Origin of the sequence: Pseudomonas sp. R25(2017) (genome assembly GCF_002112565.1) — a bacterium.
GTDB classification, from domain to species: domain Bacteria; phylum Pseudomonadota; class Gammaproteobacteria; order Pseudomonadales; family Pseudomonadaceae; genus Aquipseudomonas; species Aquipseudomonas ekonensis.
The window spans coordinates 89,612-103,997 of sequence record NZ_NEHZ01000021.1 but is presented as its reverse complement, the minus strand read 5'-3'; the positions used below and the strand labels follow the sequence as shown (position 1 = coordinate 103,997).

Here is a 14,386-nt window from a genome sequence, read left to right as displayed (position 1 = left end):
CTTTCCAAAATGCAACTTACATCCGGTCTTAAATTGCCGCCCATTTTGAACGGCCGGTTTATTCAAACCGCTCTGGCACGGCCGTAGACTCTGTGTTCATGAGAAAGAACACTAGCGGTCCACGATTCAAGGCACTCCTGGAAGCTGCGAACATCACCACCACGGGATTCGCCAGGTTCTGGGGCACGGAAGCCCAAAACATCCATAACTGGTACACCCGCGGCGTACCGGCCTACCGCATGGAAGAAGTCGCGCGCCTGCTGTCGGTCAACAGCGACTGGCTCAAGACCGGCGAAGGCCCGAAGGACTCCACCCGCGTGCGCTCGCCCGACGCCGGCGACGCCCTCGACGCCCAGGCCCTGCGCGGCGTCTACGCCGTGGTCGATCACCTGGACATCGCCTTGCCTCTCTACAAGGAAGTCCCCACCGCCGCCGGCTCCGGCAAGACCCACGTCATCCGCGACCCGGACCAGACCGTCCGCCTGCCACGCAGCCACCTCGACGCCCTGGAGATCAAGCACACCGACGCCATCTGCGCCCACATGATCGGCAACAGCATGGCCGAAAAGATCGAAGACGGCTCCGCCCTCGCCATCGACCGCAGCCTCACCCAGGTGGTGGACGGCGAAATCTACGCCATCGAGCACGACGGCATGCTGCGCATCAAGTACCTGCACCGCATGCCCGGCAACGCCCTGCGCCTGCGCAGCCACAACAGCGCCCAGTACCCGGACGAAATCTTCCGCGCCGCCCAGATCGAAGAGCAGCGGATCCACGTGCTGGGCTGGGTGTTCTGGTGGTCGACCCTGAACAAGCGCCGGCCGGTGGTGCCGTTCCTCTGAGCGCCGGGCACCCGTCTACTCTGCAATGAGCCCCTGAAAAACCGTACAAATGCCGGATTTCTCCCGATTGGATCGCTCTATTCCGCACTCCGGGCTGGGAATCCCCCGCAAAACTCAGTATCCTGCGCCCCACCTCAGCGCATCGGCCCGCCCAGCGGCCCGGATGACGCCCGACGCGGCAGACCACTGTCTGACCAAGTCCCACAGCCGGACGCAAGATCCGGGTGTACGTTTTGAAGGCTGGCGCGGCTTACCAAAAATAGGCCAAGCCAGTCCCCGAGAAGCCGGCCACAAGCCGGCTTTTTAATGCCTGAAAGAAAAGCCCTGTAGTTTCCGGTGCAGCGCTTGCGGCCAGAAAAGATGGCACTCTAGAATCACTCCACTGTTTTTCAAGGCCCCAAGGATTGCGGGTCACCCTTTGCGTGGGGCAGATCAGACTCTAGCCAGTTGCAATGATATGCAGGTCAAGGAGACCACCATGTCGGAAATCAGAAACATCAAGGAACAGAAACTTCTCTACCATCTCACTTCAGTTGAAAACCTGGATGGCATTTTCAAGGAAGGCTTGAAACCACGCGCCAACCTTTCGGGATTCAATGATGTAGCAGATCCCGACATCCTCAAGAAGCGACAAGCCTTGCAGTTGGAACACTACGTCCCCTTTCACTGGTTCGCTGGAAACCCTTTCGACGGGAGTGTGCAACGTGACAGGCCTTTCACCCAGTTTGTGCTGATCACGGTCTATCGATCCACGGCAAAGAAAAACGGTTGGAAAATCATTCCTCGTCACCCACTGGCGGGAGACTCGATAGATTTGCTCGATTATGACCAAGGCTTTGAGAGCATCGATTGGGATGTCATGAGCAGTCGCGAATATCACGATTCGCATTGTAAAAGCATCTGCATGGCCGAATGTCTTGCCCCTGGGGTCGTGAAGCCCGCCGACTTCTTCAAGATCTTCACGCCCAACGACGAAGTCGATGCGCTCTGCGCAGCTAAAATGCGGGCCGCCGGTGTTAATGTACTCACCGGCGTCAATCAGAGAATGTTTTATCAATGAACTACACCAGCCTGAATCCAGAGAAAGCTCTGATTTGGCGTATCGTCCATCGCGATAACCTGCCCTGGATTCTGGAAAACGGTCTGCATTGCTCCAGCTCGCAAACACAGGCACCGCAGTACGTGAACATCGGCAACGTCGATCTGATCGACAAGCGCCGAACTCGTCAGGTGCCTATCGCGCCGGGAGGAGTGCTGGCCGACTACGTGCCCTTCTATTTCACCCCTTTCTCGGTGATGATGCAGAACATCCACTCGGGCTGGGGCGTTCAGCAGCGTCATAACGACGAAATCGTGATTCTGGTGTCCAGCCTGCATCGGGTTACGGAGCTTGGCCTGCCGTTTGTCTTCACAAACGCACACGCCTATCCGGGCTGGACAGACTATTACTGCGACCTGGCGAATCTTGGCCAGATCGATTGGTCTATCCTTCAACGGCGCGACTTCAAGCGCGATCCTGATGACCCTCGCAAAATGGAGCGGTATCAGGCTGAAGCGCTGATCCACCATCACCTGCCGATTACGGGACTGCTGGGCATCATGTGCCACTCCGATGCAATAAAAGTACGCATTGAGCGAGACGTCACCGCCAGAGGCCTGACGTTGCCTGTCCATGCGCGTTCCAACTGGTATTTCCAATGATCCGGTTCACCCAAGGCAACCTGCTGGAAGCCAAGACCGAAGCCCTCGTCAACACGGTGAACACCGTGGGCGTCATGGGCAAAGGCATCGCATTGATGTTCAAGGAGCGCTTCGCGCAGAACTATCGTCTGTATGCAGCCGCGTGCAAGGCCAATGAAGTAGAAACCGGCAAGATGTACGTGACTGCCACCAATGAACTGGCCGGCCCTCGCTGGATCATCAACTTCCCGACCAAGCGCCATTGGCGCTCGCCGTCGCAGATGGCCTGGATTACGGAAGGTCTACACGATTTGCGTCGGTTCCTGATTGAAAATGACGTGAAGTCCGTTGCGGTTCCCCCCCTCGGGGCCGGCAACGGTGGATTGAAGTGGCCTGACGTCCGCGAACAAATTGTTGAGGTGCTAGGGGATCTGGATGCCGACGTATTGGTCTTCGAGCCTTCCAACCAGTATCTGAATGTCGCCAAACGCAGCGGTGTGGAGAAGCTCACGCCAGCCCGCGCCCTTATCGCCGAACTGGTGAGACGTTACTGGGTATTGGGCATGGAGTGCAGTCTGCTGGAGATTCAGAAACTTGCATGGTTCCTTGAACGCGCCATCGATAAGCTTCCGGAGACAGAGAACCCGCTGAACCTGAAGTTTGTCGCGCATAAATACGGCCCATACGCCAATCGGCTGGAACACCTGCTCGACAATCTCGACGGCAGTTACCTGCATTGTGAAAAGCGCATCAGCGATGCCGGCATTGATGACGTGATCTGGTTTGACCAGACACGCAAAGCTTTTTTACAGACGTACCTCAACACTGAGGCCAAGGAGTACTCTCAGGCGTTGGAACGCACCGCCGAACTGATCGACGGCTTTGAATCGCCATTTGGAATGGAACTGCTGGCGACAGTGGACTGGCTCTTGAGCCGGCAAGGCATTTCCCCGACGGTTGCGGCTGTACGCGAAGCTTTGCAGCAATGGGACGGGGGCGTCGGCGCTGCCACCCGCAAGAACAGACTGTTCAATGATCGGGCACTTGAAATCGCACTCAAACGCCTGACCTCCAGTAGTTTCCGTCCCGAGTTGGCGGCCTGAGCAACTCACCGAACTCAGGTAACCCCCCAAACTACCCGCCTCCAACGATGAAGACTTCAACATGTGCAGCAACCCTGCCGCACATGTTGAAGTCTCGCCCGTGCGTATCCCTGCAAACCCGCCCCTTGCCAACCTCACCCCCCTCGGTGCTAAATCCCGCCCTTGCAGCACACCTCAACGACTCCCCCTCCACCGACCGGATTTCGGTACAGAGCCCCTTAGGGAACCCCAAGGAATGGCGCTTCACATCCCTACCCTGCTGGCCGTGTCGGTCTTCGTGTTCTTTTTGATGGGGCTGTTGACGCTCCATGCCTGGCATCGCGAAACCCGCGAGCGGCCGCTGGCGTACCTGGGCGGCATGATGGTGTCGGCAACCCTGGGCATGTTGCTGGTCAGCTGGCGCGACCACGGCATCGACTTCATTCCGATCGTGATCGGCAACGTGATCCTGTTGCTCGGCGCGGCGCTGAACTGGACGGCGATCCGCGTGTTCGTCGGCCGCTCTCCCTCGGTGCCGGGCATGTTGGCCGGGGCCGTCATCTGGCTGACCCTGTGCCTGATCCCTACCTTCTACGGCAACATGTCGGCCCGGGTGACGGCGTATTCGCTGCTGACGGTCGGTTACGGTGTGCTCACGGCACTGGAGTTCTGGCGCGGTCGCAAGCGCCTGGAGGTCGCGTTCATGCCGGCCTTGGTGCTGATCCTGCTGCACACCGTGTTCTATGCCGTGCGCAGCGTCACCGATCAAGGCCTGAAACCGGATCACGCCGCATCGGGCACGGTCAGCGGCGCACAGTTCTTCGCCTTCATGCTGTTCGAGTCGATGCTGTACGTCATCGGCATCGGCTACATGACGCTGGCGATGGTGAAGGAACGCGCCGAACTGAAGTTCAGGGCCGCCGCATTGACCGACCCGCTGACCGGCATCGGCAACCGCCGCGCCTTCATGCTTCACGCCGCGCAAACGCTGGCCGACAGCAAGCGGCGGGGAGAGTCGGCGGCGTTGCTGCTCTGCGACCTGGATCACTTCAAGAACTTGAACGACACCTATGGGCACCCCGCAGGCGATCAGGCCCTGGTTGCGTTCAGCCAGGTCATGGCCCAGAGCCTGCGCAAGCAAGACGTCTGCGGCCGGATCGGTGGCGAGGAGTTCGCCTGCCTGCTGGGCGCCTGTGACGAACAGACCGCCGTGCAGGTGGCGGAGCGCATGCGGCGGGCCTTCTCGCGCTTGCCCATGCCCGCACCGGGGCTGCTCAGCGTCAGCATCGGTGTCGTTACGACACGAGAGTCGGGTTATGAGCTGTCACGCCTGCTCTCGGAAGCCGACGAAGCGTTGTACGGCGCCAAGGACCGGGGACGCAACCGCGTGCAGACCCTGCGTCAGCTGTACCTGAGCCTCACGGATAACTGAACGACTTCACCAGCGTCAGTTCCCCCACCGCCCGCATCGGCACCACGAACGTCTCCATCTTCTCGCTCGGCGTGCCTTCTTCGGTGATCACCGTCACCTGCGCCGTAGTCAGCGGCTGCACCGCCTCGTCGCCGCCTTCGTCGTCCCCGCGGTAGCCACCGCCGTAGTAGTTCACGTAGACCAGGTACTGGCCCTTGATCGGCGCGGGCATGGCGAAGATTTCCGGGCCGTAGCCGGTGGTGACGTCGACGTCGAGGGCGGCGCCGTTGGGGGCGGTGCGGTCGCCGTACCAGATGTGGGCGCCGTCGGGGGTGACGAGGTGCAGGTCGAGGTCGGTGCCGTCGCTGTCCCAGGCCAGCAGCACGCGCAATTTGGCCGGGGTGGCGCCGCCGCTGGCGTTGAGGAACTGGGTGCGGTGACGCTGCTGACCGTCGGGGCTGCGGACTTCGACGCTGTTGCTGCCGTTGGGGAAGGAGAACGGGCGGTCGAAGCGGCCGGCGTCATCGATCTTCAGCGGCATGCTGACGCCGTTGACGATCAGCCGTCCCGGTGCGTTGCCCTTGGGCGCTGCCTTGATCTGGCCGCTGATGCGCGCGGTATTGGCTTGGCCGGCCTTGGTGTTGACCGACGAGGCCGGGTAGTTGACGGTCTGGCGGAAGCTTTCGCCTTCGCCCTCCGGCGCGCCGGTGCGCCAGCCGCCGACCGGGGTGTCGAGTTTGACGCCGTCGGCGGCCGTCGCCGGCGACAGCGCGGCGAAAGCACAGAGCAACAGCAAGACCTGTGGATAACGGAGTGTCATGGTCTATTCCAGCAAGAGGTGACGGGCAAGCCCTTCGATGTAGGTTTCGTCCTGGCCGTTGGGGTGTGCCTCAAAGGCCAGGTGCAGGTATTCGTGGGTCAGGTCGAGGCGGTCCTGCAGGGTGAGGACACCGCGTACATAAATGCGCTGGCGTTCGCGGTCGACGAACGGCCGCCCGAACGCGAGCTTGCAGACCGCAAAGGCGCTGACCTCGTTGTAGCCGGTTTCGCCTTCCAGCCTCGGACGCCAGCCGCGCCGCTGCTTCTGCAGCCAGTCCTGGGCGGCGGGCAGCGCCTCGCAGGAGGCGACCGGGTTGTCCCAGCGGCTGAGGCTGGCACGCGGATAGGCGTGCAGCAGGATCGCGTCATAGCGCTGGCCCGCGTTGGCCTGTTCGACGGCCTGCTGCCAGGCGAGCCTGTCCGGGCCCGGCTGGTCGGAGTGGTAGGTGACGGTGCTGCCGGCCAGCACCAGGTCCGCCGTCCACGCCGCGATCCCGCGTGACTCGGCGGACGCCGGACGCGGCGCCACCCGCTGGCGGTTGCTGCTGTCGTCGATGCTCAGGCATTCGCCGCTGCGCGCGGCGTTCTGCAGCAGGTAGGTGCGGATCGCCACGGCCAGGGCCTTGGCGGCTTCGGCGGGCTCGGGCTTGGCTTCGCGGTCGAGGACGCGGGCGACGTACTCTTCCCGGTCCAGCCGCGCCACCAGCCTGTCGTTGAGCAGGAACAGTTCGCCGGCGCTGTGGATATCCAATGCATTGCCGTTGGCGAACTCGACGCGGTAGTCGCCCACCAGCGGACCGGAGGTCACGGCGTGCCCCGCCGACATCACGCGCGCAAGCGGGTAGCGCGAGAACAACCCCACTTCGACGCAACGCCCGGACTCCGCCGGCCACGCAGCCGGCAGCACCGAAGCCAGCGCCTGCCCGTAGTGCCGCAACACCATTTGGCTGGTGCCGCGCCCGCCCGCCCACACCGGCGTACCGTCCGCCGTCCAGCCGGCGAAGCCGCCCTGCCTCGACGCGGCGTCCCGGTCGCCGAGCCAGCTCCAGGTCTTCACCCGCAGGCGTGCGCCCAGCTCGCCGACGGCATTGCCGTCCGCCGCGCCCAGCACCACATCGAGCAGTACCCGGCGCATCTGCGCCTGGGCGGGAACGGAGGCCAGCACCCGCAGCAGTTCGGCCACGAGAACCCGTTGCGCCGGCTGCACCGACGGCAGGTCCAGCAACCATCCCGGCGCGTTGTGCGCCTGCCAGTAGCTACGCCAATCGACAGCGGAAATGCCCAGCCGCGCCGGCTCGAAATACAGCCCGCAGGACTTCACCAACGCCTGATCGCGCTCGACCTTGCCGCCGGCGGAGCAGCAGTAGACTTCCTCTTTCGACTGCCCGCGACATTCATAGGCCGGCTCCTGGGCGCCGGTGTCCGCCAGCCAGGCGTAGACGAACAGTTTCCACAGGCTGCCCAGCGGCGCCTGCAACGTCTCGGGCAACGGCTCACGGCTGATCAGCTGCGTGCGGTTCAGCGACAGCAGCTCGCCCTTGTACGCCAGGCGCAACGGCTCGTCCTGCGCCGTCGCCAGCGCAGGAACCAGACACAACAGCAGCCAGACCAGCGGCCGGCTCATGTCAGTTGACCGTGACCTGACCCAGGGCCGCTTTCGCTTCCTGGGCCTGATGCTGCGGCGCGTACACCTGGGTGAAACGCACCGGCGGCAGGTTGAACTGGCCCTTCTGCGAGAAGCGCACCAGATGCCGCAGGCGCAGTTCGCCGCTCAGGGCATCCACCGGCACCGCGTAGGCCAGTTGCCCCGGCTCGAAGCGGGCCTTCTCCAGGGCGGTCGGTTCGGTGCCGTCCTTGCCCTGTAGCTTGATGCCCCAGGTGGTGCGCTCGACATCGGCGCCCGGCGGCAGCGGCACTTCGAGCATGCCGTAGCGCAGCGGTCTGGCGGCTTTGCCGGTGAGGATCACTTCGTCCAGGTACAGGCTGTCGCTGGACAACGGCTTGGTGCCCACCGGCTCCAGCTTGAAGGTGAACGCTTCGTCGCCCGGCACCAGGCGCGACAGGCGCCGGGTGACGGTCACGGCCATCGGCTCGACCGAAGGTTGCGCGGTCTTGAAGCTCAACGCCGCACGCAGCGGACGCTCCTGCGTGCCGGACACCGACAGCACCGCCGGTACCGGCGCGGCGCCCTGCCAGGTCCAGAACATCTCGCCGCTCGCACCGTACTGTTTCTTCCAGCCTTCGCCCGGCGCCAGCGCGATGGTCGGCGACGCCTGCTCGATGCTGCGTTGCAGCCAGGTCAGTGCCAATGCGCGCTCCAGGGTCGATTGCTGCGGCAACAGGCGTTGCAGCAACGCCTTGGCCCGCGCCTGATCGAACGCCTGCTGCGACAGGTTCAGGGCTTCGGCGAACGGCTGCGAACTCACCGCCAGCCGTTGCTGCGCCGCGTCCACCTGACGGTTGAACGCTTCAGGCAACGCGACTTTCACCTGTTTGGCCAACGAGGCGGTCAGCACCCGTGCCGCCGCCAGCCCCAGCGCCGAATCCGGATCGCCCATCACCAGGCTGTCCTCGCCGTCGTCCATCAGGGTTTCGGCATTGCCTTCGCCGGCCTTGGCCAGGTCTTCCATCAGGCCACTGAGCAGCGTGTTGACCGGCAAGTGCATCTGCCGGGCGAACGACAGGATCAGCGCCCGTTGCAGCAGCGGCGTGTTCGGCGCCTGTTTGGCGTAGACCTCCAGCACCCGCTGCCAGTGCTCCGGCGGCAGGGTCAGCGCCAGCGCCTGGCTGGCGTTCCAGTCGGCGTAGTAGGCGTAGGCGGTCAGGAACGCGTCCGGCTCGCCGTCGAAGCCCCACCAGGTGAAGCTCGCCGACGGCCCGGCCATCTGCACCAGGCGCAGGCGGCTGTTCTGCATGATCAGGCGCAGGCGGTCGCGGATCTGCGGGCTCGACGCCAGCGACGGATAGGCGATGCTCAGCGGCAGCAGGCGGCTGGCGGTCTGCTCGACGCCGCCGTACGGGTAGCTCAGCAGATCGTCGAGGGCCGAGCGGAACAGCGCTTGCGGGCTGTCATCCAGGCGCAGGCGGATATCCGTGGCGTCCGCCGGCAGGCTCAGCGGCGTGTCGCCGGCGGCCACGTCCAGGCTCTGGGTCTGGGTGACCTGCCAGCCTTCGCCGGTCGCGGTCAGGCGCACGGCGAGGGAGTCGGCGGTCTTGCCGTCCTGCACCAGCTCCGCCGTCCACTCGCCGGACGCCAGGGCGAACGCCGGCAGCGGCAGGTAGTTGATGCCGTTGTCGAGGGTCACCGGTAGGCGCTGCTCAGTGCCGGCGTAACGGGTCACCAGTTCGGCCTTGACCGGTTTCTCGGCCTGGCTGAAGGCGAACACACCCAGTTGCGGCCGGTCGCCCTTGCGGAACGTGCTGGGCCCGCTCCACTTCAGGTACAGCGGTTTTTCCGAACGGACGAACTGCTTCTTCTGCCCCACCAGGCCGTCATCGGCGATGACCCGTGCGGTGATGCGCCAACGGGTCAGCGAGTCCGGCATCTTGAAGGTGAAACGAGCCTTGCCGTCGGCGCCGGTCAACAGCTCCGGCTGCCAGGCGGCGGTGTCGACGTCTTCGCGGCGCGGACGCTCCAGCACCTTCACGCCGCGCTCGCTGCGGTTGGCCTTGCCCGGTGCGCCGGGGCTGCCCGGCAGCGCCACGTCGTAACTGATGAACGACAGGCTGGCGCTGGTGCGCACGTTGTTGCGGCGCGGGTGGTAGAAGAACTGGTCGATGGTCGGCGCGATCTCCGGCTGCAGCGCGTAGACCATTTCATCGACGACGCTGACCGTCAGGTGAGCCGGCACCGCTTTGCCGGCGAACTGGGTGGACAGGTCCACCGTCACCGTGTCCCCCGGCAGGTAAACGGGCTTGTCGGTGCTGATCGCGACGTCGATCTGCGGCGCGGCCACTTTGATCCCGGCGTTCTGGAAGCTGTATTGACCGCCCTTGGTGTACAGCGCCGAGAAGGTCATGTTCGGCGCAAAGGTGTCCTTCACCGGGATGCGCGCGCGGTACTGGGTGTCGCTGAGCTTTTCCAGCTTCAGCCAGTCGCCGCCCTTGGCCAGCAGCGCAGTGGCCTCGACCTTGTCGCGCTCCAGCGACAGCAGCGCATCGCTGACCGGTTCCGGGAAGGTGATCAGCGCCAGCGCTTCGTCGCCGGCCTTGTACTCGGGTTTGTCGAGGACGATCTCCACGGTGCCCGGCACTGCTTTCACGCCTTCGCCGGTCACCGAATGGCCGGTGGCGCCGAGCACCCGGCCGTGCTGATCCTTGAGCGTCAGGTTGTAGGTGCCCGGGCGCTCGAAGGCCAGGCTGAAGCCTTTGTCGCTGGCCGCCAGCTTGCCTTCGCCGGTGCTCTGGTCTTCCAGGCGCACCCAGCTGTAGCCGCTCGGCGTCACGGCCTTGGCCGGTTCGCTGCCGCCCTCGTTGACGTAGCTGAACGCGACCTTGTCGCCCGCCGCGCTGAACCGCTGCGGCGCGCTCAGGCGGAAACTGGCCGCGCCCCGGTCGATGAGGATTTCCTTGGTGGTCTTGACCCGGTACGCCGCGCCGTCGCTGGCGAACACGGTGAGCATGTAGCGGCTCGGCTTGTCGGCGGCCGGCAGGTCCAGGGTCGCGTTGCCTTTGCCGTCGGTGGTCAGTTCGGTGCTGGTCAGCTCCACCGGGAACTGCCCCAGGTATTGCAGCTCGTTGTCGACCATCGACAGCTGCTGGGCCCGCAGGCTCAGGGTCAGCTTGGCGTTGGCCACCGGTTTGCCGTCCGGGTAGAGCAGCACCAGGCTGCCCTTGACCGGCTCGCCGGTGCGGTAATCCTGCTTGGCCAGGTTCAGCGAGATCTCGAAGTGCGGCTTGATGTACTCCGCCACCCGGAAGGCGCTGCTGTAGGCCTGGTCCTTGTAGTTGAAGCGCAGCTCGTAACCGCCGGCCACGGCGTTGTCGGGCAACTGGAAGCGGCCCTGGGTGCCGGCCTTCGAATCGAGCTTCAGGTCGAGGGTCTGCAGCTCGGTGCCGGTGGCGTCGAGCACGCTGACGCTGACGTCCGCCGCGCCCGGCGGCACCGAGTCCCGCGCGTTCTTGAACTCGCGGCCGACGATCTTCAGCGACACCCAGTCCCCCGGCCGGTACAGCGGCCGGTCGGTGAACGCGTAGAGTTTGGTGTCGTAGATCTCGCTGTCGTAGTAGAAGTTCTCGGAGACGAACACCCCGCCCTCTTCGTCTTCGCCGATCACGAACGAACGCTCGGGGCTGACGTGCTTCAGACGCAGCAACCCATCGGCATCGGTGGCGCCGCTGCTCATCACGCCCAGGCCGTCGGTCCACAGCACGTTGGCCTTGGCCACCGAACTGCCTTCATGCTTGCGCGCCGCCCACACCAGCAACTCGTCGCCGGCGATCTTGCTCACCGCCACGGTGTTGGAGACGAACACCATGGTGGTCGCCCGGTACTTGCCCACCAGCGCTTCGACCAGGTACAGGCCCGGCTTCAGCTGGCCCAGCGGAATGTAGACGTTGCCCGGCGCGACGCTGACGAACTCGCTGGACGAACCGGCCAGCTTCACCCCTTCCGGCGGCTGGATCGGCTTGGCCTGCCACAGCGGATAACGGAATTGGGTGACCACCGGCAGGCCCGGGATCAGGGCGAACTGCGGCTGGGCGTCATACGGCGTCGGCGCGGCGATGGCGTTGCCCATCTTCAGTTCCGGCACCTCGTCGGTGACCTGCTTGCGCGACTCGTAGGAGAACGCCCGCTGCATCACCCGACGGGACTTGCGGTACCAGTTGTCCCACAGGTACGCCAAGGTGTTGGACAGGCCCTCACCCTTGAACTGGCCGTCGCTGACCACCCGGTGCAGGTTCTTCTGGCGCTTGAGGAAGTCCAGCGGCTTGTCGATCCGGTACACCCGGATATCGGCGCCGCCGTAGGGCTCCATGCGGAACCTGCGGTAATCGCGGCCCGGCGCTTCCAGGCGCACCATCGCCTGTTCGTCGCTGGCGAAACTGCTGTCGGCCAGCAGGAAGAAACTTTCGCCGCCCACCGGCGTGTAGCCGCTGGGGGCCACGGTGTCTTCGGCGTTCACGGTCGCCAATGGCAGCAGCAGCGCCAGCAGCAGAGGGATTTTCGAGCAAATGCGCAGCATGCGGGCACCGGTCATTGGGAGAGAAAGTTCAGTCGATAGACGCCGATGAAGTTGGGGTTGGCTGCGTCGGGAATCCATCGGGTGTCCTTCCATGTCATGAGTTGTTGCAGGCTTGCGGAGCGCATGCCGTTGTCGGTTGGGGTGGTGGTGCCGGTGTGGTAGGCGATGTAGCGGCCCATCCAGATCATCAGGTGCTGGTCGTCGCCCTGATCGAAGAACATCAGGTCGCCCGGCCGCGCCTGGGACACGTCGCGGCCCACCAGGCGGCTGTTGAACTGGATCAGCTTGATCGCGTTGACGTAGGGCCCGACCTTGCCGCCGCCCTGCTGCCACTGCTGGGCGAGCTTGCGCTGGTCGGCGCTCAGCGCCAGCTCCGGCGGCAGGTAGCGGTTGGACAGGCCGTTGCTGCGCAGCCACTTGTCGTCATGCACCTTCAGCGCTTCGTTGGCGGCGAAACGCACCAGCCCTGCGCAGTCCTGCTGATACCAGCGCGGGCTCGGGCCCTGGCTCAGCTGTTCCTGGGCGATGCGCACGAACCAGGCGCGGAACACCTGGGATTGCTGCGGATCGAGCGCAGGGGTTTCCATGGCGCCAGCCTCGGCGCAGAACAGCAGCGCCAGCAGGCCGAGGCGGCGGATCAGTCCGGTCACAGTGCTTTCCACTCCAGCGGCAGCCATTGCCAGTGGCCGTCGGGCTCGCTGCCCTCAGGCAGGGTCAGGGCGTATTTGCCGTAGCCGCCGAGGGTGCGCAGTTTCGGGATCAGGTAGGTCTGCGCGGCGTTGTAGAACACCGGCTCCATGTCCTGCGGCAGGCTGTCGAGGGTTTCCTGCTGCATCAGTTGGGCGATCGAGTCCGGGCCGAAGTAGATCGGCATCAGCACATCCTTGGGCAGCACGTCGGCCATCGGCGGGAAGCGCTTGTCGAGGGTGCCGAGGGCCTTGTCGACCAGTTTGTCGTCGAGGGAGAACAACAGGGTCGAGCCGTGGCGCGCCAGGCTGACCTTCATGAAGGCCCGGCCGGTGATGGCGTCGGGGTTCTCGGCGTCCTTGGCCGCATAGGGGCCGAAGTTCGAGCTGACCTGCCGCTGCCACAGGTGGCTCTGGCCTTCCTGCTTCTCCACCACCGGGAACGCGTGTTCGTCGACGTTGCCTTCATAGGCACCGACCATCGAACCGAACAGCGCACCGAGGTCGCCGTCGAGCTTGTCGCCGTCGTTCAGGCTGGCCACCAGCAGCGGCGTGTACAACCGCGAATCGGCGTACCAGCACAGCCCCGCCGCGCCGGCCACGTGTTCGGTGAGTTTCTGTGCGGCGGCCTCTTCGGCGCCCAGCTTCACCAGCAGCGGCTTCTGCGGTTCGGCGGCCACCGGCAAGGTCACGCAGGCGCTGGCGCCCAAGGGCATGGCCTGCCACACCGGCTTGAAGTCGAAGTCCGGCTGATTGTCGAGTTCGTCCATGGCCAGGAAGCTGTGCCAGCCCTTGTCGTCCATGTCGAAGCGCAGGCCGGCGAAGTTCGGGATGAAGCGCTGGTAGCCCATCGCGAGCACACTGGCGTTCACCGACAGGCGCTGCTTGATCTCCGGCGCCTTGGCCGCCAGGCCGAAGGCCTCGGGGAACAGCTTCTGGCCGCCCAGCAACGCCGCGAGCGCTTCGGGCGACACGTGGCCCGACTCCTCGGACGCGCCGCTCTGCGGGTCGTAGTACTTGGCCGGGTTGGACAGCACCACCAGCTTGTCGCCATGGGAGGCGAACAGCAGCGATTTGCCGGCGTTGTAGCTGAGCTGGTACAGCGGCACCGTGTCGCCGCCGACCTTGAGCTCGCCCAACTGGCCCAGCTGCGAGTCGTCCAGCGCCACTTTCGCCAGCGGCTCCAGCACCTTGGCCAGGCCGCCGCGGTCCATCACCAGCAGGAAATCCTTGAGCCGGCCGTCGGCCCCGCGCCACAGCGCCACGTCCGCCGGCTGGTCGAACAGTTGCTCGATCAGGCTGTCCTGCAGCTTCAGGTCATGTTCGTAGACGATCCGCCGCAGGCTGCCGATCAGGCCGAGGCGGTCGGCATGGCTCTCGTAATAGAAGACGAAATCCTCGGTGAGCGTGGCCTTGAGGAACGGCACCGCCAACAGGTCCTTGGGCAACTGGCTCAGGGAGCGGGTCTCCAGCAGCGCGTCGGGACGGCTCATGCCCAGCTTGTCGCTCGCCAGTTCCGCCGGCGGCGCCTTGGGCTTGTGCAGCAGCCAGCCCAGGCCACCCGCGACGCCGGCCACCAGGCACAGCCCGGCCAGCAGCAGCGGCCAGCGCCGGGAAGGTTGGCCGGTCGGTGTCGGGACGGCCGGAGAAGCAGCGTTATCACTCATGTTCACAAAACCCG

Annotated in this window: 11 protein-coding genes; 6 read left to right on the top strand and 5 right to left on the bottom strand. The window is 64.8% G+C overall.

Translation table 11 applies throughout. The annotated features are described in order from the left end of the window. The first annotated feature begins 98 nt into the window (after window positions 1-98). From CAG31_RS24225 to CAG31_RS24200, 5 genes are all read left to right on the top strand, one after another. On the top strand, window positions 99-842 hold the full coding sequence (locus CAG31_RS24225; protein WP_085585931.1) for a helix-turn-helix transcriptional regulator: 744 nt from the start codon (window positions 99-101) through the stop codon (window positions 840-842). A gap of 478 nt (window positions 843-1,320) precedes the next feature. Further along, the gene (locus tag CAG31_RS24215; RefSeq protein WP_085586014.1) at window positions 1,321-1,902 is read left to right on the top strand and encodes a DarT ssDNA thymidine ADP-ribosyltransferase family protein; all 582 of its coding nucleotides are present in this window, start codon (window positions 1,321-1,323) and stop codon (window positions 1,900-1,902) included. Next, window positions 1,899-2,543 carry a DUF4433 domain-containing protein gene (locus tag CAG31_RS24210; protein WP_085585927.1) on the top strand — a complete coding sequence of 215 codons (645 nt, stop codon included), beginning with the start codon at window positions 1,899-1,901 and terminating at the stop codon, window positions 2,541-2,543. Before CAG31_RS24215 ends, CAG31_RS24210 begins: the two co-directional genes overlap by 4 nt. Continuing rightward, window positions 2,540-3,625 carry a macro domain-containing protein gene (locus tag CAG31_RS24205; RefSeq protein ID WP_085585925.1) on the top strand — a complete coding sequence of 362 codons (1,086 nt, stop codon included), beginning with the start codon at window positions 2,540-2,542 and terminating at the stop codon, window positions 3,623-3,625. Before CAG31_RS24210 ends, CAG31_RS24205 begins: the two co-directional genes overlap by 4 nt. Window positions 3,626-3,860: 235 nt before the next feature. Beyond that, window positions 3,861-5,036 (top strand): GGDEF domain-containing protein, encoded by a 1,176-nt coding sequence (locus CAG31_RS24200; protein WP_085585923.1) that lies wholly within the window; start codon window positions 3,861-3,863, stop codon window positions 5,034-5,036. Here the strand turns inward: CAG31_RS24200 and CAG31_RS24195 are convergent. Next, window positions 5,023-5,835: a YfaP family protein gene (locus tag CAG31_RS24195; RefSeq protein ID WP_085585921.1), complete on the bottom strand. Its 813-nt coding sequence runs from the start codon at window positions 5,833-5,835 to the stop codon at window positions 5,023-5,025. The genes CAG31_RS24200 and CAG31_RS24195 overlap by 14 nt on opposite strands. A gap of 3 nt (window positions 5,836-5,838) precedes the next feature. Continuing rightward, window positions 5,839-7,263, bottom strand: coding sequence for a DUF2300 domain-containing protein (locus CAG31_RS24190; RefSeq protein WP_371856130.1), 1,425 nt, complete (start codon window positions 7,261-7,263; stop codon window positions 5,839-5,841). Here CAG31_RS24190 and CAG31_RS29105 point away from each other — a divergent pair. Continuing rightward, window positions 7,162-7,467: a hypothetical protein gene (locus CAG31_RS29105; RefSeq protein WP_371856129.1), complete on the top strand. Its 306-nt coding sequence runs from the start codon at window positions 7,162-7,164 to the stop codon at window positions 7,465-7,467. The genes CAG31_RS24190 and CAG31_RS29105 overlap by 102 nt on opposite strands. On the opposite strand, the gene CAG31_RS24185 is transcribed toward CAG31_RS29105, so the two are convergent. From CAG31_RS24185 to CAG31_RS24175, 3 genes are read right to left on the bottom strand one after another with little or no spacing between them, the layout of a single operon-like run. After that, window positions 7,460-12,034 (bottom strand): alpha-2-macroglobulin, encoded by a 4,575-nt coding sequence (locus CAG31_RS24185; protein WP_085585916.1) that lies wholly within the window; start codon window positions 12,032-12,034, stop codon window positions 7,460-7,462. The genes CAG31_RS29105 and CAG31_RS24185 overlap by 8 nt on opposite strands. Further along, window positions 12,031-12,696: a DUF1175 domain-containing protein gene (locus tag CAG31_RS24180; RefSeq protein WP_371856128.1), complete on the bottom strand. Its 666-nt coding sequence runs from the start codon at window positions 12,694-12,696 to the stop codon at window positions 12,031-12,033. Before CAG31_RS24180 ends, CAG31_RS24185 begins: the two co-directional genes overlap by 4 nt. Continuing rightward, window positions 12,666-14,372, bottom strand: a complete 1,707-nt coding sequence (locus tag CAG31_RS24175) for a DUF2138 domain-containing protein (RefSeq protein ID WP_085585912.1) — start codon at window positions 14,370-14,372, stop codon at window positions 12,666-12,668. Before CAG31_RS24175 ends, CAG31_RS24180 begins: the two co-directional genes overlap by 31 nt. Window positions 14,373-14,386: the final 14 nt, after the last annotated feature.